The organism is Streptomyces sp. NBC_01013, from assembly GCF_045162765.1.
Taxonomy (GTDB): Bacteria; Actinomycetota; Actinomycetes; order Streptomycetales; family Streptomycetaceae; genus Streptomyces.
Genome location: NZ_CP108687.1, coordinates 2,319,825 through 2,338,708, shown reverse-complemented (window position 1 = coordinate 2,338,708; position 18,884 = coordinate 2,319,825). Strand labels below are relative to the sequence as shown.

Below are 18,884 nucleotides of genomic sequence, written 5' to 3'. Positions count from 1 at the left end.
TGAGGGATGCCCCGCTGCCCCCGTCCGCCCCCGGCAGCGCCGCCGACGTCGTCCGTACCCGGGGCGCGCGCCCGACGGCTGTCTCCGGCTCCTGCTGCGCGAGTTGGACGGCGAACCCTTCGGCCGCGAGGCCCTGGACGCGTCCGCGGGCCGGGCCGGCGGGGGCGGTCGCGCGTTACGACGCCGGCTGCGGGCCCTGTGGCCATGTGACGGCGCTGTCGGCGGCGGGCGGTCTCGACGGGTTCGGTATCGGCCTGTCGCCGCGCTGCGTCGAGCCCGCGAAGCGGGAGCAGCCGGGGTGCCGGTTCGCGGTCAGGGACCAGCGGGGCAGGGCGGGGGAGCTGTTGGACGGCTCGGTCTCGTCCTACCCGTTCCACGATCAGCCCAAGAGGGAGCGGCCCCTCGACCCGGCCGCATCCCTCTCTCGGCGACACGGGCCCAAGGCCGTGGCCCGGACGGCGTCCGCGGCCGTGCCGCGATGTTTCCGCAGGCTCATGGACCGGGGTGCCGGCCCCTTGCACAGTCACGCCACAGCCCATAAGTTACTGACAGGTAATTCGTTTGCCGCATGCCTGGGCGCGCCGGGATGCTCCGGCAGGTCCCGGCCCGTTCGGCCGTGACCTGCCCGTCCGTCCCGCCGGCCGGCCCGCACCGAGGGAGTCCCGATGCCCACGCTCGACCGCCAGGACAACGTCTTCGTTCTCGACCTCGGGGACGGTGAGAACCGGTTCCACCCGGACTGGCTCGCCTCCGTCGACGCGGCGCTGGACGAGGTGGAGAAGGCCGGAGGCCCCCGGGCGCTGGTGACGGCGGCGACGGGGAAGTTCTACTCCAACGGCCTCGACCTGGACTGGCTGTTCGCCCACGCCGACCAGCACCGGGACTACGTCGTATCCGTCCATGAGCTCCTGGCCCGGACCCTGTCGCTGCCCCTCGTCACCGTCGCCGCCCTGCAGGGGCACACGTTCGCGGCCGGTGCGATGTTCTCCCTGGCCCACGACTTCCGGGTGATGCGCGCCGACCGCGGCTACTGGTGCCTGCCCGAGGCCGACATCAACATCCCGTTCACCCCGGGCATGGCCGCCCTCATCCAGGCCCGTCTGGCGCCCCAGGCCGCACACCGGGCCATGCTCACCGCCCACCGCTACGGCGGCAGCGCCGCGGAAGCCGCGGGCATCGTCGACCAGGCAGTCGCCGAGGACGCTGTCCGCGCGGCCGCCATCGAGCTCGCCGCGGCGCAGGTGAACAAGGCGGGTGACACCCTCGGCACCATCAAGGCCCGCATGTACGCCCCGGCCCTGGCCGTCCTGCGCGACACGACGGACCCGCTCGGCTGATCCGCCCCTCCTGGCCGCCGCCGCGCCTGCGCTCGAACCAACCGAGGCCTGTGCGGGTCATGTCTCCGCTTGCCGACGCGTGGGGCGTGGGAATCCTGGTCCGGCGCGCGCCGTCCGTTGCGGGTTTGCCGCTTCGGCAAGGATCTTTGCCGAAGCGGCGCCCGGTGCGCACCATCTCCTTCAGATGGAGGTGTTTCGCATGAGCGACATGACACAGACGTACGACGTGGTGGTCATCGGCGGCGGGGCCGCCGGGCTGGCCGGGGCGCTGGCGCTGTCCCGGGCCCGGCGTTCCGTGCGGGTGATCGACGCGGGCAGCCCGCGCAACGCACCCGCGTCCCACGTGCACAACTACCTCGGCCGCGAGGGCACCCCGCCCTCGGAGCTGGCGGCCGTCGGGCGCAAGGAGGCGGCCCAGTACGGGGCCGAGATCGTCGAGGGCGTGGTCACCTCGGCCGAGAAGCTGCCGGGCGGGGCCGGGTTCCGGGTCGTACAGGGGGACGGGACCGCTGTCACGGCGCGGCGCCTCCTCGTCACCACTGGGCTCGTCGACGAACTGCCGCCGATCCCCGGCCTGGCCGAGCGCTGGGGGCAGGACGTGCTGCACTGCCCGTACTGCCACGGCTGGGAGGTCCGGGACGCGGCGATCGGCATCGTGGCGCTGACGCCCATGGCCGTCCACCAGGCGCTGCTCTGGCGGCAGTGGAGCGCCGACGTCACCCTGTTCCTCCACACCGGAGCCGAGCCCGGCGACGAGGAGTACGAGCAGCTGGCCGCGCGCGGCATCGCCGTGGTGGACGGGGAGGTGACCGGTCTGGAGGTGAGCGGCGACCGTCTCACCGGGGTACGTCTTGCCGGTGGCCGGGTCGTTCCGCGCGAGGCCGTCGTGGTCCAGCCGCGGTTCACCGCGCGCTCCGGGGTACTCGACGGGCTCGGCCTGTACGGCACCCCGCTGGAGATGGGCGGCCTCACCCTCGGCACGTACATCGCGGGCGACCCGACGGGGGCGACGGAGGTGCCCGGCGTGTGGGTGGCCGGTAACGTCGCCAGTCTGATGGAGCAGGTCATCGGTTCCGCCGCCGCGGGGCTGAAGGCGGGGGCTGCCATCAACGCGGACCTCGTCGCCGAGGACACCCGCCGCGCGGTGGAGGCCCGCCGCGCACCCTTCTCGGCCGAGGCCGAACGCCAGGTCTGCGAGAAGACCCTCGGAAACCGCCGGCACGGACTGCAGGAGACACGATGACCACCGACAGCACCGCCTCCGACGCGGAACTCTGGGACGAGCGTTACCGCGAGAGCCACCGGATCTGGAGCGGGAACCCCAACACGATGCTGGTCCGTGAGGTGGAAGGCCTGGTGCCCGGGCGCGCCCTGGACCTCGGGTGCGGTGAGGGGGCCGACGCGGTCTGGCTCGCCCGCCGGGGCTGGCAGGTCACCGCCACCGACATCTCGCGCGTCGCCCTGGGCCGGGCCGCCGAGCACGCGGCCGATGCCGGCGTCGCCGACCGGATCGACTGGCAGTTCCACGATCTCGGGGTCTCGTTCCCCGAGGGGGAGTACGACCTGGTCTCCGCCCAGTTCCTCCACTCCATGGGCGACCTGCCGCGCGAGCGGATCCTGCGCCGTGCCGCGGCGGCGGTCGGCCCCGGCGGGGTGCTTCTGATCGTCGGTCACGCCGGCTTCCCGGCCTGGGAGCACGACCACGCGGATATGGAGCTTCCCACCACGGACGCGGTGCTCGCCTCGCTCCAACTCCCCGAGGGGGAGTGGGAGGTGCTGCTCAGCGCGGAGCACGAGCGCATCCAGAACGACCCGGACGGGAACCCCACCACCCGTACCGACAACGCGCTCAAGGTGCGCCGCCGTTGAAGCGGGGATGAACGCCGCCGCGCCCGGGCGAGGAAGGCCCTCGGGGCCGTTGCCCGTGCGCGGCGGTAGCCGTGGTCGTGCACCGGCAGTCCCTCCGCCCGGGCAAATCTCTGCGGGAGGGGAACGCGGTGGGCGCGATGCCGGAGCCGCGCGGCGGCGTCGACGCGGACGGCCCGCACGGCCGGTCGGCTCCGAGGTCCGGGGAGTTCAGGTCAGGGCCTGACCTATATGCCTCCTAGCGTGTTCTCCGACCGGCGGAACAGGAACGACCGAAGGCAGAGATCATGACCGTAAGCGAGATGGCCCACAGCGACTCGACCACCGTCCCGGCCGTCACCGGCGAGCGCGCCGATCTGCTGGACGCGCTGGCCAAGCACCGGCACTTCCTCCGCTTCACCACCCGAGACCTCACCGACGAACAGGCGGGGCTGCGCACCACGGCGAGCGAACTCTGTCTGGGCGGCCTCATCAAGCACGTCACCACGGCCGAACGGAACTGGGCGAGCTTCATCGTGGAAGGTCCTTCGGTCATGGGGGACTTCACCGCGATGACCGAGGCCGACTGGGCGGAGCGGGCCGCTGAATTCCGGATGCAGCCCGGCGAGACGCTGGCCGGTGTGCTGGCCGAATACGCCGAAGTAGCCCGCCGGACCGATGAGTTGGTGGCAACCCTGCCCGACCTGGGCGCCACCCAGCCACTGCCCAAGGCGCCGTGGTACGAGGGCGACGCGCGGTGGTCGGCGCGCCGGGTGCTGATGCACATCATGACCGAGACCGCTCAGCACTCCGGCCACGCCGACATCATCCGGGAGTCGATCGACGGGGCCAAGAGCATGGGCTGACCCGGCGCCACGGACTTCGCGAGCGAGGGAGCCGTAACCGCGACCGCGGCGCCCAGTCGGCCGTCGCGGGCGCCCGCGCCGCACCCGGCGTCCTCATCCGAGGGGCTCACTCCCCGGGCGGCGCCGGGCTCGGCGTCGCCCGGCTAGCGGACACCGCCGCTTCGACGAACGAGGCGACCAGCGGCCGGTGATCGAGCTGCGACCAGGCGATGACCATCCGGCTGGGCGGCGCGTCGGTCACCGGTCTGTGGACCAGTCCCGGATGGGCGGGCTCGACCGACGAGCGGGGCAGGACCGCGATCGTCCGGCCGAGGACGATCAGCTGGGTCATCTGCGCCACGTCCGCGATCTCCGGCCCGCTCCCGCCATCGGGCACACCCTTCCAGCGCGGCAGCGTCTCACCCTCCAGATCGGCCATCCGCAGTTCCTTCCGTGCGGCCAGCCGATGTCCACGCGGCAGGATCGCGACGCGTCCTTCGACGAGCAGCGTCCGGTGGTCCAGCCCCGTGAGGTCGTCGAACGGTGCGTACAGCAGCGCCAGGTCTGCCCTGCCGTCGCGCACGTGGTCGGCCCGGTCGGTGGCGCCGCCGAACAGGACGTCGACCCGGCGGGCATCGGGCTGACGGGCGTATGCGGCGAGGATTCCGGACAGCAGGTTGGCATCGCCGCCGGGCTTGATCACCAGCCGCAGATGCGCCTCGGGAGCTCCGGCCCGGCGCGCGGCCTCGGCGGCCGCGCTCACCGCGTTGAGCGCGTGGCGGCCGTGGTGCAGCAGCGCCTCCCCGGCCGGGGACAGCGAGACGTGACGGCTGGAGCGCACGAGCAACTGGACGCCGAGCCGGGATTCGATCCGCTGGACCGCCTTCGACAGAGCGGGCTGGGCGATGGACAGGCGTGCGGCGGCCCGGCCGAAATGGAGCTCCTCGGCGACAGCGACGAAGTACTCGATCTCACGCGTCTCCAGATCGTTCATGCCCACAGGTTATCGATCCAGGCTCGATCGGTCTTGGACTTCATGCGGCACTTCGGGGTTCGCTTGACCCATGATTCACCACACGATGATCGTCTCGTTCGACACTCCGGTTCCGGAGTCGGAGCTGGATCAGTTCCTCGCAGACATCGAACAGCTCATGCGCGGCTCCGGGCAGGTCCGGACGTTCTCGGCGAAGCGCCACATCCGCGTGCCTGCCGACGACCACAGCCCCGTGTTCGCCGCCACCGCGATCGTGCAGTTCGGCGTCAGCGGCCCCGAGGCGCTCAACGCCTCGCTCATGGCCCCCGGAGGGGAGGAACTCATCCGGCGCTGGCAGGCCCGGTACCCGTACAAGGTCGTCTGGGCCAACCACGAGCCGCTCTGATGTCCGGTGGGCGGCGCCCGGCCAGGACGGTGGCTCGGACGTCCGCTCCGCTTCCCCCGCCGGCTCGTCCCACGCAGGGTCGCAGGACGCAACGCGAGCGCCCGCCGTCCTCCCCGGAAGGGGCGGAAGGCGGGCGCGCTCGGTTCGGGGATCGCCCCCGGAGGATCAGGCCTGCGGTGCGGCGGCCTTGATCGCGGAGATGTCGAAGTTCAGCTTGACCTTGTCGCTGACCATCACGCCGCCGGTCTCCAGCGCCGCGTTCCACGTCAGGCCCCAGTCGGAGCGCAGGATGTCCGCGCTGCCCTCGAAGCCGACGCGCTCGTTGCCGTACACGTCCGTCGCCGAGCCGTTGAACTCCAGGTCGATGGCGAGCGGGCGGGTGACGTCCTTGATCGTGAGGTCACCGGTGACGCGGTACGTGTCGCCGCCGAGCTGCTCCGCAGCCGTTGAGCGGAACGTCATGAGGGGGAACTTCTCGGCGTCGAAGAAGTCGCCGCTGACCAGGTGGCCGTCACGGTCGGCGATGCCGGTGTCCACGCTGGCGATCTTGACGTCGATCGAGGCGGCGGAGTTGGCCGGGTTGCTGCCGTCCAGCTTCAGGCTGCCCTCGTGCTCGCCGAAGGAGCCCCGCACATTGGTGACCATCGCGTGACGGACGGTGAAGCCGATGCTGCTGTGGGCCGGGTCGATCGTGTAGTCACCGGTGAGGGCGGCCAGAGCGGGGTCGACGGCGACGGTGGTGGCGGGGGCGTCGTTGTTCTTGCGGTTGAACAGAGCCATGGCTCCTCCTCGGGGACGTGATCGAGCGGGGCTCGATGTGTTGTTTAACCTTCAACGAGATTGACTGTAGACCTATCTTGTTCAAAGTTCAACATCTGGGCCGGTTCTGTTACGGAGAGAGGTGGGGGAGGGGTGTGTGTTCACGCGACCGTCACCGCGGGCCCTCTGGCGGACGCGCGTAGAACTCGGGCACTATCACACTGCCCACCTTGTCATGCACAGGAGGAGTACCTCATGGTGTCCCGAATGACGCTGCGCCCCGTCCTGACCGCCCTCGCCCTCGTGCTCGGAGTCCTCTTCGCCCCCGGAATCGGTGTCGTCGCCGGGACGACTGACGCCTACGCCGTCACCAAGCTCACCCACAGCCAGGCGACCGCCAGATTCAGCTCGTCCGGCATCACCTGGTCGTCCTCCGGCGGCTGCTCGAACCGCAACGTCTCCACCTGCACCTCGTTCGACCAGCTCAACCTGCCGACCGCCCAGGGCGCCCAGACGCTCAAGAGCGCCACGGGCTGCGCGCTCAACATCACCGGCGGCACCGAGACCGGGCACGCCAGTGGCACCTACTCGCACTGGAACGGCTACAAGCTCGACTTCGCCAAGACCACCTGTCTCACCAACTACGTGCACGGCGTGTTCAGTTACATCGGTCTGCGCGGCGACGGTGCGCCCCAGTACAAGTCCGGCTCCGGCAATGTCTACGCGGACGAGGGCAACCACTGGGACGTGACGTACTACAACTGCGGCGGCTGCTGACTGCTTTCGCGCCCCCTGCATGACGGTGCCCCCGCCCGGGACTTCGGTCCCGGGCGGGGGCACCGTCATGCAGGGGGCGGTGGTCAGCCCGCCGTGTCCAGAGCCCGTCGTGCCTGGGCGACGACCTCGGGGTCGGTGACGAAGTGGGTGTCCTGCTCGGCCGAGGCTCCGCCCGAGCCGAGCGGTATCCACGTGCTGCCGAGCCGGCGCGGCGCGCGGGACTTGGCGGAGAGGTGGACGGAGGCCACACCTGCTGAGGTCAAGGCCGGTATGTCGGCAGGGCGCACACCGCCGCCTGCCATGACCTGCACCCCAGGGGCCGCGGAGACCATCGCGGCGATCACTGCCAGCCCGTCGGCCGCGGCCGGAGCGCCGCCCGAGGTGAGGACCCGAGTCAGGCCGAGGGGGGCCAGCAGCGCGGCGGTGGCCACCGGGTCGGCCGACTGGTCGATGGCGCGGTGCAGGGTGACGTCCACCGGCCGGCCCGCGGCGCGGGCCTCCTCGGCGAGCCGGGCGACTGCCGCCGTGTCCAGGGCGCCGTCGGCTGTGAGGGCGCCGATCACCACTCCGGCGGCGCCGGAGGCGATGACGGACCGCACCTCGGCGGCCATGAGCGCGATCTCCTGCGCGTCATGGACGAAGTCGCCGGGCCGGCACCTGACCAGCACCTGCACCGGCAGCCCCTCCGCCGCGACCGCCTCGACCAGCGCGGCCGACGGGGTCAGGCCGCCCAGCTCCAGCGCGGAGCAGAGCTCGACCCGGTCGGCGCCGTTCTCCCTGGCCGCACGGGCGCCGGCCGGTGAAGTGACGGCGATCTCCAGGGCGGGACGCGCGGTCACTCGTCGTCCCCGGTCAGCGGCTGGTCGGAGGCGGGGATGATGCGGGCCGACAGGTCCGGGTCGGCCATCTCGCGATCGAACGGGAACATCGGGCGGCGGATGCGGTGGTGGCCCAGGCGTATCAGGTCCTGGTCCACACCGCCGGGGGTGAGCGCCATCTTCCAGCCGGCCGACATGTCGAAGAGTTCGGGCTCCAGATAGCCGATCTTCACGATCACGATGTCGGCGCCCCGCGGGTCGAGGCCGAGGTCGGTGAAGTCGTGTTCGTGGTGGTACGGCTTGCGGAGCTCGGTGAGGATCGCGTACACACTGCCCACCCGGATCACGACCTCGGTCCGGGCGTCGCGGTCACCGTGCCGGACGGAGTGCACCGTGCCGGTCAGGGTGACCGGTCCCGCGTGCCGGTCGTCCACCTCCGCCCCGGCGGTGACCGTGACGGTGGCTCCGACCCCGGCGGCGACGGCCGTGGCGACGGCTGCCGGTCCCGGCACCGAGGCGTAGATGACGGTCGGGCCGTCATGCTCCTGGAACTCCGGGCGGGCCAGCAGCCGGGTCAGGCCCCAGGTCATGTCACCGGAACCTCCCGCGGTCGGGTTGTCCCCCGTGTCGCTGATGAAGTACGGGCGCTGCTCGGAGCCCAGGGCCTCGTCCAGGATGCCGTCGAAGGTGCCGGTCGGGGCGACGAAGGCGAAGTCGTCGCGGGCCTTCCAGAAGCCCTCGGCAAGACGCTCCGCACCGGCCGAAACGGCGGCCCGGTCGGTGCCGGTGACGACCACCGCCGCGCGGTTGCGAGGTTCGTCGGCCCAGGCGTAGCCGACCCAGATGGCGGCGTCGGTCACGCCCTCCACGGCCTCGACGTCGTCCACCGCCGCGTACACGCTCCTGGCCGGCTCGATCCGGGTGGAGGTCTGCTCGCCGGCCAGCAGCACCGGTACCGGCACCCACGCCTTGACCGGCCGGGGCGCCCCGGAGGTCAGCAGCTCCACCAGGTTGCGGACGGCCCGCTCCTTGGTCTCCATGTGGTCCTCGTGCGGGGCCATCCGGTAACAGGTGATCAGGTCGCTGCCGTGGACGAGTTCGCGGGAGACGTTGCCGTGCAGGTCCATCGAGGTGGAGATGACGACGTCGGGGCCGACGGTGGCGCGGATGCGTTCCAGCAGGACCGCCTCGGCGTCCTCGACGCCCTCCACGGTCATCGCGCCGTGGATGTCGTACCAGAGGCCGTCCGGGCGGGGCAGTGCGGCGAGCCGTTCGATCAGCTCATCGGTCAGCTCGGTCCAGGCGGCGGCGGTGACGGTGCCGCCCGGCAGCGACTTGCCGACCAGGGCGCCGTGCCAGTCGGCCGCCTCGCGCAGTTCCTCACCGGGGGCCAGGAAGGGGTAGCGGTCCAGCACCTCGGCGCCGCGTGAGGGGTGGAAGGCGGCGGCCCCCGTCCGGGCGGGGGAGAAGGTGGAGGACTCGATGCCGAGCCCGGCGATGGCGATGACCGGACGGGATGCTGCGGTGCGGGATTGCGACATGGCTCCTCGTAGGGGTCGGGCGTCAGAGGTGACGGGGGGTGAGGGCGGCGAACCGGTCGGCTCCGCCCACCTCGTGCAGGGCGTGGGCCAGGGCGCGCTGCAGGGCGAACTGCCCGGCGCCGACCAGTCCGGCATCCGCGCCGAGCCTGGTCCGCTCGATGGTGAGGTGCTCGGTGACGAGCGGATGGCAGCTCTCGTAGAGCCGGCTGCGCACAGCCGCGACGAACGGTTCCAGAGTGGAGAGGATGCCGCCGAGGTAGACGGCGTCCGGGTTGAAGAAGTTGACGTTGGCGGCCAGCACCTGGCCCAGGTAGTCCCCGGCCCTGCGGACCGTGCGGGTGGCGAGTGGATCGCCGTCGAGGGCCAGTCGGGCCACGTCCTCGGTGCTGTTCACATCGGCCCCCCGCTCGCGCAGGATGCGGACCAGTGCGGCACCGGACGCCACGGTCTCCAGACAGCCGGTGTTGCCGCAGGAACAGGGGATTCCGGCACCGGCGTCGATCCGGATGTGGGTGATGTCCCCGGCGGCGCCGGTCGCGCCGCGGTAGAGGCGCCCCTCGGCGATCACGCCCGCGCCGATCGCGGATCCGATCTTCACCATGATCGTCTGGGCGTGCCCGTCGTTCCGTACGGTGTGTTCGCCGACCGCCATGCAGTTGGCGTCGTTGTCCACGGCAGCCGGGACGCCGAAACGTTCCTCCAGCCAGGCGGTGACCGGGAAGCGGTTCCAGCCGGGCATCCGCGACGGCCGGACGACCGACCCCGACTCGATGTCCACGGGGCCGGGCAGCGAGAGCCCGACCCCGCGCAGGCGAGCAGGTCCGCGCTGCTCGGCCAGCGCCTCCAGGGCCTCGGCCAGCCGGGGCAGGGCCGCTTCGGGCCCGTCGGCGATCAGGAAGGGGACGGTCGAGACGTCGGTCAGGCCACCGCCCGGAAGCACCACGCCGATCCGGGCGTGCCGGCCCCCGAGATCGGCGGCGACGGAGAACTCGTCACGGCTGCCGAGCCTCAGTGCTTTGCGGGGGCGCCCACCGGTCGAGGAGTGGGTGCCCTCCTCGGCGACCAGGCCGCGTTCCACCAAGTGCCCCACGGCGAGGGAGATGGTGGAGGCGGCGGCCCCGAGGCGCTCGGCGAGTTCGGCACGTGACGTCGCCTGCCCTGATGCGATGAGTTCCAGGACGCGCACGGCGAGGGACGGGGTCCCCTTCGTGGCCTTGCGGTCCCACGCACTTATTCCAGTCATGTACAAAGTTACTTCCGCAACGGGGTCTGTGGCGAGGACGATACGCCCGCACTTCGCGCAGGGGAACAGTGTCATGAAGGAAGTCCGTCACCCGTGAAATCACCCAAATCAGCCCTAACTATCTCAAATGGAGGGGAGGAATAGGGCAAGGGGACTTTCGACGAATTTGCAGTAACTTACTTGTTATTCATTCTTGTTTGTTTCTTCGACGACTGCGGCGTTAGCTGTCGTGAACGCAGCGCCGACCCCCCGAGCGGCTGCGGGCCCTTTCAATCCGAGGAGAGTCATGATCCTTACCCGTACGGCGAACAGCCGCCGCTGGGCCCTCGCCGCGGGCGTCGCCACCACTGCGGCCGTTCTGCTGTCCGGCTGTTCCGGCGGAGGTGCGTCGTCGTCGGGCTCCGGCTCGTCGGACAGCATCAACTACGCGCTGCCGGCCAACTTCACGCCGAACTGGATCCTCCCGGTCGGCACCGCGGCCCACCTGAACACCAACAACTCCTCGATATCCCAGTCCCTCTGGGAGCCGCTGATCGCGTACGACGGCTCCACCGGCAAGGTCGGCTGGAACAAGGACAACTCGCTGGCCACCGGGGCCGACTTCGCCAAGGACAGCAAGAGCGTCACGATCACCCTCGGCGACCGGCACTGGAGCGACGGCGAGAAGATCACTTCCCGCGACGTGCAGTTCTGGTTCAACCTGGTCAAGGCGAACAAGGAGGACTGGGCCAGCTACAGCCCGGGCAAGGCGCCGGACAACTGGACCGCGCTGAAGATCGTGGACGACACGCACTTCACCATCACGTTCGACAAGGCTTACAACACGCAGTGGATGCTCGCCAACGAGCTGAGCATGATCCGCCCGATGCCGCAGCACGTCTGGGACAAGACCAGCGACGCCGGCAAGGTGTCGGACCTCGACCTCACCCCCGCGGGCGCCAAGAAGGTCTGGGCGTACCTCAACACGGCCGCCAAGAAGATCTCCGGTTACGCCACCGACCCGCTGTGGAAGACGGTCAGCGGTCCGTACACCATCAAGTCGTTCTCCACGGCCGGCAAGGTGCAGCTGCTGGCCAACGCCAAGTACGACGGCGGCGGCAAGGCCAACATCAAGACGGTGAACCTGCTCCCGTTCACCACCACCGACGCCGAGGAGAACGCCCTCCGGGCCGGCACGGTCGACTACGGCTACATCAACGCCACGAACCTCAGCCAGGAGTCGTCCTTCACCGCCAAGGGCTACACGCTCAAGCCGTGGGCCGGCTGGGCGATCACCTACATGCCCTACAACTTCAACAACCCCACCATGGGCCCCGTCTTCAAGCAGCTCTACGCCCGCCAGGCGATCCAGATGTCGGTGGACCAGGCGACCCTCTCCAAGGTGATCTTCAACGGCACCGCCGTCTCCACCTACGGGCCCGTCCCGCAGGGCCAGACCTCCTCCTTCGTCTCCGCGGAGCAGAAGAACAACCCGTACCCCTTCTCCACCGCCAAGGCGAAGAAGCTGCTCACCGGCCACGGCTGGACCGAGCAGGGCGGCACGATGGTCTGCACCGCCCCGGGCAGCGGCGACGACCAGTGCGGCGCCGGCGTGGACAAGGGCACGAAGTTCCAGATGCAGGTGCTGTCGCAGTCCGGCTCGACCGTGACCGACAACCTGATGAGCGCGCTCCAGTCGTCCTTCGCCAAGTCCGGTATCGGCTTCTCCATCAAGACCGCGCCGGTCAACTCGGTTCTCTCGCAGGCCGGTCAGTGCTCCGCCGGTGATTCCGGCTGCAAGTGGCAGCTGTCCTTCTTCGGCAGCGCGGGCAGCTGGTACTTCCCCGCCTACCCGAGCGGTGACTCGCTCTTCGCCACCGGCGGCGGCTCCAACTTCGGCAGCTACTCCAACCCCGCCGTGGACGAGCTGATCAGCGCAACCACCACCGACTCCTCCGACGCGGCCATGCAGAAGTACAGCGCCGCGCTGGCCAAGGACCTCCCGGTGGTCTGGCTGCCGGAACCCGACTACCAGATCTCCGTGGTCAAGAGCGGCCTCGGCGGCTTCGCCCAGGACTCGCTCGCCAACTTCCACCCCGCCATGTGGAAGTGGACCAACAAGTGAGCCCGGTCGCCGACCACGCGCATCACTGAGCCGAAGCGACCGGAAAACACATGAGCACTTCCTCGTACCTCATCAGGCGGGTCCTCCAGGCCGTCGTGGTGATCGTCATCGTGACGATCGTGGTATTCGGTCTGCTGCACGCCCTGCCCGGGGGTCCCGCACGCGGGATCCTCGGCCCGCAGGCCACCGCACAGCAGATCGCGTCCTTCAACCACGAACAGGGCCTCGACAAGCCGTTGCCCGTGCAGTACCTCTACTACCTGAACCAGCTGGTGCACGGTGACCTCGGGACCTCGTACACCCTCAACGAGCCCGTGTCCCAGCTCATCACCGAACGCCTGCCCAAGACACTGCTCCTCACCATCCTGTCGGCGGTAGTCGGCCTGCTGCTGGCGATCCCGCTGGGCATGTGGCAGGCCATGCGGCGCAACAAGCCGGCGGACTACGTCATCACCACGCTGAGCTTCATCGCCTACTCCACGCCCGTGTACTTCCTCGGGCTGATCCTGGTACTCGTCTTCAGCCAGGCGCTGCCGTGGTTCCCCTCCCAGGCACCGCAGGGTGACACGCTCGCCCAGGTGTTCTCCGAACCGCAGGCGCTGGTGCTGCCTGTGGTCGCGGGCGCCGCCTCGATGATCGCGGTGTTCAGCCGCTACATGCGGGCGGCCACCCTGGAGAACCTCTCCGAGGACTACGTCAGGACGGCGCGGGCCGGCGGTTCCCGCTCCCGGGCCATCCTGTGGCGGCATGTGTTCCGCAACTCGCTGACGCCGGTGGTCGCCATGCTCGGCTACTACGTGCCGGTGCTGTTCGGCGGTGCGCTGGTGGTCGAGCAGCTCTTCAACTACCCCGGTATGGGCCTGCTCTTCTGGACCGCCGCACAGTCCTCCGACTACCCGGTGCTCCTGGGCTGCGTGCTCGTCATCGCGGTGGCCACGGTGACCGGCACCCTCCTCGCCGACATCGTCCAGCGGGTCATCGACCCCCGAGTGAAGGCAGGCCGGGCATGAGTGCCGTCATCCAGCCGGGCCAGGTGCCCGGCACGGCCGTCGCCACCACGGCGTCCGGCTCCCGTCTCGCCGTCCGGCGCTTTCGCCGCAACAGGCTCGCCGTGGTCGGGCTCGGCTTCGTGGTCGTCTTCTTCCTGTTCTGCTTCGTCGGCCCGCTGGTGTACTCCACCGACCAGACCCACACGATGCTCCAGCAGGTCAACCTCTCACCCAGCGGCTCGCACTGGCTGGGCACCGACGCGGTCGGCCACGACGTACTGGGCCGGCTCATGTACGGCGGCAAGGTGTCGCTGATCGTCGGCCTCGCCGCGGGTGTCCTGGCCACCGTCATCGGCACCCTGTGGGGAGCCGTCGCGGGCTACGCGGGCGGCTGGGTCGACGCGGTCATGATGCGGGTCGTGGACGCGGGGATCGCCATCCCCGCGCTCTTCATCCTGCTCGTGGTCTCCGCCATCACCACTCCGGACCTGACCGGACTGATCGTCATCCTGGGCTTCGTCTCCTGGCTGGTGCCGTCGAGGCTGATCAGGGCGGAGACGCTGAGCCTGAAGAACCGCGACTACGTGCTGACGCTCCGGGCGATCGGCGGGACGCACGGCCGGGCCATCGTCCGGCACATCCTGCCGAACTCGGTCTCGACCATCATCGTCGCGGCCACCTTCCAGATCGCCGACGCCATCCTGCTCGTCGCCTACGTCTCCTACCTGGGCCTCGGCGTGCAGCCGCCCGCCACCGACTGGGGCGGCATGCTGTCGGCCGGTCTCACCGCGGCCTACTCCGGCTACTGGTGGCTCATCATTCCGCCCGGCCTGGCCATCATCCTGGTGGTGTGGGCGTTCAACGCGATCGGGGACGGGCTCCGCGACGCATTCGACGTGAGGGGACGCGGATGACCGTCACCACGAGCCCCGCCGCAGCGCAGGCCGGGCCGATTCTCGAACTCGACGACCTCGGTGTCGTCTTCACCACCGAGACCGGTGAGGTGCCCGCCGTACGGGGTGTCTCCCTGCACGTCGAACCCGGAGAGACGCTCGCCCTCGTCGGCGAGTCGGGCTCCGGCAAGTCCACCATCGCGCTGGCCGCCATGGGCCTGCTGACCGGCAACGCCCGTGCCACCGGAAGCGCCGTCATCGCGGGCACCCAGGTGGTCGGCGCCCGTGAGAGCGACCTCGCGTCGCTCCGCGGCCGGACCGCCTCCATGGTGTTCCAGGAGCCGGCCACGGCGCTGGATCCGCTGACCCGGGTCGGCAGGCAGATCTCCGAGGTGATCCGCAACCACCGCGAGATATCCGCCAAGGACGCCGCCGCCGAGGCGGTCGGACTCCTGCGCAAGGTCGGCATACCCGAACCGGAGAAGCGGGCCGCCGCCTACCCCTTCCAGCTCTCCGGCGGGCAGCGCCAGCGCGTGGTCATCGCCATGGCCATCGCCAACAACCCCGCCCTGCTGATCGCGGACGAGCCGACCACCGCGCTGGACGTCACGGTGCAGGCCGAGATCCTCGACCTGCTGCGCCGGCTCGCCTCCGAGACCGGCACCGGCGTCCTGCTGGTCACCCACAACATGGGCGTCGTCGCCGACTTCGCCGACCGGGTCGCCGTGATGTACCGCGGCGAGATCGTGGAGACCGGACCGGTCGAGGACGTGCTCCTGCGCCCGTCCCACGACTACACCCGCCGCCTGCTGGCCGCCGTGCCCCGGCTGTCGGTGGCCGAGGCGGGCCAGGCGGCCCCGGCCGCCTCCGCCGTGGACCCGGACACCGAGCCGGTGGCCGAACTGCGCGACGTCTCCGTGGTCTTCGGCCGCGGCAGGAACGCCGTGCGGGCCCTGGACGGAGTCTCCCTCGCCGTGCACGCCGGTCAGACCCTGGGGCTGGTGGGCGAGTCGGGTTCCGGCAAGTCCACCGCCTCCCGGGTCGCGCTCGGTCTGATCGCGCCGAGTTCCGGCACGGTGTCGCTGTTCGGCACCGACCTGGGGCGTGCCGGGTCCCGGGCCCGCCGGGCGCTGCGGGCCGGCATCGGCGTGGTCCTCCAGGACCCGGTCGCGTCGCTGGACGCCCGGATGACGGTCGGCGAGTGCGTCGCCGAGCCGCTCAGGGTCCATCACCGAGGGCTCTCCGCCAAGGACCGCCGGAGCAAGGTGGCCGCCATCCTCGACCGTGTCCGGCTGCCGCGCGAACTCGCCGACCGGGCACCCCGGGAGCTGTCCGGCGGTCAGCGTCAGCGGGTCAGCCTGGCCAGGGCACTGGTCCTGGAGCCCCGGCTGCTGGTCGCCGACGAACCCACCAGTGCGCTGGACGTCAGCGTGCAGCAGGCGGTGCTCGAAGTGATCTCGGAGCTCCAGGACGAACTGGGCTTCGCCTGTCTCTTCGTCTCCCACGACCTGGCCGTCGTCCAGCACTTCGCCCAGCGGGTCGTGGTGCTGCGGGGCGGCCGGATCCAGGAGCAGGGCCCCACCGGGGCCACCCTCCTGCACCCGGAGACCGACTACACGCGCGGTCTGCTGGCCGCCGTACCGGTGCCCGACCCGGTGATCCAGCGCGGCCGCAGGGCCGAGCGCCTGGCCGCCCTCACGGCCGGCCGGACGGAGGTCCAGGCATGAACCCGTACGACCGCAGGCTCTTCGCCGGTGTGGACATCGGCGGCACCACCACGCAGGTGGTCCTGTGCGACGACGACCTGACCGTCCTGGACCGGGCCGAGACGGTGACCCCGGCGGCCCACGGCGGCCGGGAGATGATCCGCGCGGCCCTGGAGGCACTGGCCCCGCTGCTGGAGCGCACCCCCGGCCGGCTCACCGGATGCGGGGTCGGCGCCGCCGGCGTCGTGGACTCCGCCACCGGCCACATCCTGGTGGCCAGCGACTCCTTCACCGGCTGGGCCGGTTTCGGGGTGACGGACGCCGTCGAGGACGCGCTGGGTGTCCCGGCCTTCCTGGACAACGACGTCAACGCCTTCCTGTACGGGGAGACGTCGGGCGGCGCAGTCCGGGATGAGCCGGACGTACTCGGGATCACCCTCGGCACCGGGGTCGGTGGCGCGCTGTGGAGCGGTGGCACGCTGTTCACCGGCCCGCACGGCGCGGCCGGCGAGATCGGGCACATCCCCGGCTTCGGCGACCTGCTCTGCTCGTGCGGCGGACGGGGGCATCTGGAGACCCTGGCCTCCGGCCGCTCCATCGGTGCCCGCTACGCGGAGCGCACCGGCCGGCGGCTGACCGCCCGCGAGGCCGCGGCGGCGGCGGAACGCGGTGACGAGGACGCCCTCGCGGTCTACCGGGCAGCCGGCGCGGGCATCGCGCGGGCGATCGTGATGACGGCGGGCGTCGTCGACATCACGACGGTGGTCGTGGGCGGCGGGGTCAGCCGCGCCTGGCCGCTGCTGAGCCCGATCATCCTCGCGTCGCTGGCCGCCGAGCCTCCGGTGAGCGGCCACCCCGTCCGGCTGGTCAGGGCCGGCCTGGGCGCCGACGCCGTACCGGTCGGCGCCGCGGCACGGGCGCGACGGGAACTCGCGGTGGGCTCCCCGGTCTGACTCTGCCCCGCGCACGGGAGCGGCGCCGGACCCCCGCTCCCGTTCCGGGAGACCCGTGCCGGGGCCGTTCGGGCCCCGGCACGGGTGTGCCCCCGTCCTGGAATCCACCGGCGGACGGGGGAACACCCATGTCCCGAACGGGGTCAGGACCCCACGGTCACCGTGAAGCGGCGGGGGTTGCCGTCGTTCGCGGCCCCCGAGACGTCGGGCTGCCCGTCGGGGCGTACGTCGTCGTAGGGGAAGGCGTAGCCGATCGGGCTGTTGGCGTGGACGATCCGCGACCAGTGGTTGGTCACCGCGCCCTGGTAGTAGTCGGCCACCGTGGTGCCGTTGGGCTGGTCGGGGTGGCTGAGCATGATCGAGCGGTTGAAACCGGCCGCGAGACGTGCCAGCAGGGCCTTCTTGTCGTCGGAGTCCGCCGGGTTGTTGGTGAACGGCCCGTGGTTGCAGGTGAAGATGTCCTTGGAGACGGGCTTGGTGAAGGTGTGCCCGCCGTTGAAGGTCAGGGTGTCGCCGCTGACCCGCCCGGTGAAGACGCCGCGTCCGCCCTGGAGGTCGATCCGCAGGTCGGTCGAGCGGTACTTCTCCCAGACCTGGTCGATCTGTGCGGTGAACAGGTCGCGGAACGGCATCTGGTCCGGCCGGTCGAAGAACGGGGCCATCAGGTTCTGCGGCGAGATGACCCGCAGCACGCTGCCGTCCGAGCCGCGCGTGACCAGCTTGTCCCACGGCTGCCCGTCGGCGGCGGCCTGGGCGGTGAGACCGTCGGCGATCCTCTGCACGGCGCCGTCGGGGAGCGGGGCCACCGTGTGGGTGGTGTCGCCCTCCAGCTTCAGGCCGATGGGCAGTGCCGTCACGAGGTCGACGTAGCTGATGTTCGCGTACAGCTGCTGCGGGTTGAAGGTGAACTCGCAGAACGACCAGGTGCGCCCGTAGTTCGCGTCCGTGGACGTGGCGAAGGCCGGTTCGACCAGGGCCGGGCCCGGGTTGAGGTAGAAGTCCAGGGTGTCGTCGCGGACGAAGTAGACCCGGGCGCCGTACATCTGGGGAAGGGTCAGGACGACGGGGCTGCCACCCGCCGCGTTGAGCGGGATGGCGCAGTCGACCGGGAGGGGGGTCTGCGGCGCGCCGGGGGAGTCGGGGCGGTAGACGCTGCCGTCGCGCCGCAGCAGTATCCATCGGTCCGTGCCCTGCTCGTGGCCGGTGACATAGGCGTTGACCCGGCCGGGCAGGGAGCGGTTCTCCAGGGCCAGTTCGCAGGTCGCGGCGGACGCCGAAGCGTTCGGACTCAGGGCGCTTCCCCAGAGGGGATAGGTGAGTGCGGTCGCGGAGGCGGCGACGCCGCCGGTGAGGAACATCCTGCGCGAAATCATGAGGCGACTCCGGGTGTGTGGGGGGTCGCGGACGGGGTGGTCGGGCGGGGAGATGGAACGGAGGCGTCCGCGGTGCGCACCACTCTCGCCACGGCCGGAACAGTCGTCAAGACTTGTGACTGAGAGCGCTCTCAAAAGAAAGAAGTCTTCACAACTCGACGCAGGTGAACGTCATTTGGCGGCCGGTCAACGATCAAGGTCAAAGCCGGTGATCAGGAACTGAACATGGCGGCCGTGATGACTCGCGCACCCGCACTTGGACTTACGCGGCAGGGTTGTTGGACTGGAGAGGCCCTCGGGGCCGTCCGTCGTTGACGGTGTC

17 protein-coding genes are annotated in these 18,884 nt (G+C 70.9%); 11 read left to right on the top strand and 6 right to left on the bottom strand.

What is annotated here, in order from left to right; genetic code table 11:
- Positions 1–665: 665 nt before the first annotated feature.
- The 4 genes from OG538_RS09950 to OG538_RS09935 all read left to right on the top strand — a co-directional run bounded on the left by OG538_RS09950 (position 666) and on the right by OG538_RS09935 (position 4,048).
- A complete protein-coding gene (locus OG538_RS09950; protein WP_406092166.1) occupies positions 666–1,337 on the top strand; it encodes an enoyl-CoA hydratase-related protein in 672 nt (223 codons plus the stop codon).
- Positions 1,338–1,536: 199 nt separating this feature from the next.
- Positions 1,537–2,580: an NAD(P)/FAD-dependent oxidoreductase gene (locus tag OG538_RS09945; RefSeq protein WP_406092164.1), complete on the top strand. Its 1,044-nt coding sequence runs from the start codon at positions 1,537–1,539 to the stop codon at positions 2,578–2,580.
- Positions 2,577–3,206, top strand: coding sequence for an SAM-dependent methyltransferase (locus OG538_RS09940; RefSeq protein WP_406092162.1), 630 nt, complete (start codon positions 2,577–2,579; stop codon positions 3,204–3,206). The genes OG538_RS09945 and OG538_RS09940 overlap by 4 nt, the downstream gene beginning before the upstream one ends.
- A 284-nt stretch (positions 3,207–3,490) precedes the next feature.
- Positions 3,491–4,048, top strand: a complete 558-nt coding sequence (locus OG538_RS09935) for a DinB family protein (RefSeq protein WP_406092160.1) — start codon at positions 3,491–3,493, stop codon at positions 4,046–4,048.
- A gap of 106 nt (positions 4,049–4,154) precedes the next feature.
- Here the strand turns inward: OG538_RS09935 and OG538_RS09930 are convergent, their stop codons facing one another.
- The gene (locus OG538_RS09930; RefSeq protein WP_406092159.1) at positions 4,155–5,021 is read right to left on the bottom strand and encodes a LysR family transcriptional regulator; all 867 of its coding nucleotides are present in this window, start codon (positions 5,019–5,021) and stop codon (positions 4,155–4,157) included.
- A gap of 70 nt (positions 5,022–5,091) precedes the next feature.
- Between OG538_RS09930 and OG538_RS09925 the strand changes: the two genes are divergently transcribed.
- The gene (locus OG538_RS09925; protein WP_406092157.1) at positions 5,092–5,406 is read left to right on the top strand and encodes a hypothetical protein; all 315 of its coding nucleotides are present in this window, start codon (positions 5,092–5,094) and stop codon (positions 5,404–5,406) included.
- 165 nt (positions 5,407–5,571) lie between these two features.
- On the opposite strand, the gene OG538_RS09920 is transcribed toward OG538_RS09925, so the two are convergent.
- Entirely contained in the window at positions 5,572–6,186 is a 615-nt protein-coding gene (locus OG538_RS09920; RefSeq protein WP_406092155.1) for a YceI family protein, read from the bottom strand.
- Positions 6,187–6,420: 234 nt separating this feature from the next.
- On the opposite strand from OG538_RS09920, the gene OG538_RS09915 reads away from it, so the two are divergent.
- Positions 6,421–6,942, top strand: a complete 522-nt coding sequence (locus OG538_RS09915; protein ID WP_406092153.1) for a hypothetical protein — start codon at positions 6,421–6,423, stop codon at positions 6,940–6,942.
- An 83-nt stretch (positions 6,943–7,025) separates the two neighbouring features.
- Here OG538_RS09915 and OG538_RS09910 read toward each other — a convergent pair whose 3' ends face one another.
- The 3 genes from OG538_RS09910 to OG538_RS09900 are packed head-to-tail and all read right to left on the bottom strand — an operon-like array spanning position 7,026 to position 10,544.
- Positions 7,026–7,781 carry a copper homeostasis protein CutC gene (locus tag OG538_RS09910; protein WP_406092151.1) on the bottom strand — a complete coding sequence of 252 codons (756 nt, stop codon included), beginning with the start codon at positions 7,779–7,781 and terminating at the stop codon, positions 7,026–7,028.
- Positions 7,778–9,301, bottom strand: coding sequence for a M81 family metallopeptidase (locus tag OG538_RS09905; RefSeq protein WP_406092149.1), 1,524 nt, complete (start codon positions 9,299–9,301; stop codon positions 7,778–7,780). The genes OG538_RS09910 and OG538_RS09905 overlap by 4 nt, the downstream gene beginning before the upstream one ends.
- Before the next feature lie 22 nt (positions 9,302–9,323).
- Complete coding sequence (locus OG538_RS09900) at positions 9,324–10,544, bottom strand: ROK family protein (RefSeq protein ID WP_406092148.1); 1,221 nt, start codon at positions 10,542–10,544, stop codon at positions 9,324–9,326.
- 286 nt (positions 10,545–10,830) lie between these two features.
- Between OG538_RS09900 and OG538_RS09895 the strand changes: the two genes are divergently transcribed.
- The 5 genes from OG538_RS09895 to OG538_RS09875 are packed head-to-tail and all read left to right on the top strand — an operon-like array spanning position 10,831 to position 17,189.
- Entirely contained in the window at positions 10,831–12,648 is a 1,818-nt protein-coding gene (locus OG538_RS09895) for a peptide ABC transporter substrate-binding protein (RefSeq protein WP_406092146.1), read from the top strand.
- Between the two features lie 50 nt (positions 12,649–12,698).
- On the top strand, positions 12,699–13,658 hold the full coding sequence (locus tag OG538_RS09890; RefSeq protein ID WP_406092144.1) for an ABC transporter permease: 960 nt from the start codon (positions 12,699–12,701) through the stop codon (positions 13,656–13,658).
- Positions 13,655–14,551, top strand: a complete 897-nt coding sequence (locus OG538_RS09885) for an ABC transporter permease (protein WP_406092142.1) — start codon at positions 13,655–13,657, stop codon at positions 14,549–14,551. Before OG538_RS09890 ends, OG538_RS09885 begins: the two co-directional genes overlap by 4 nt.
- Complete coding sequence (locus tag OG538_RS09880) at positions 14,548–16,257, top strand: dipeptide ABC transporter ATP-binding protein (protein ID WP_406092140.1); 1,710 nt, start codon at positions 14,548–14,550, stop codon at positions 16,255–16,257. Before OG538_RS09885 ends, OG538_RS09880 begins: the two co-directional genes overlap by 4 nt.
- On the top strand, positions 16,254–17,189 hold the full coding sequence (locus OG538_RS09875) for an ROK family protein (RefSeq protein WP_406092138.1): 936 nt from the start codon (positions 16,254–16,256) through the stop codon (positions 17,187–17,189). The genes OG538_RS09880 and OG538_RS09875 overlap by 4 nt, the downstream gene beginning before the upstream one ends.
- Before the next feature lie 143 nt (positions 17,190–17,332).
- Here OG538_RS09875 and OG538_RS09870 read toward each other — a convergent pair whose 3' ends face one another.
- Positions 17,333–18,562: a glycoside hydrolase family 64 protein gene (locus OG538_RS09870; RefSeq protein WP_406092136.1), complete on the bottom strand. Its 1,230-nt coding sequence runs from the start codon at positions 18,560–18,562 to the stop codon at positions 17,333–17,335.
- Positions 18,563–18,884: the final 322 nt, after the last annotated feature.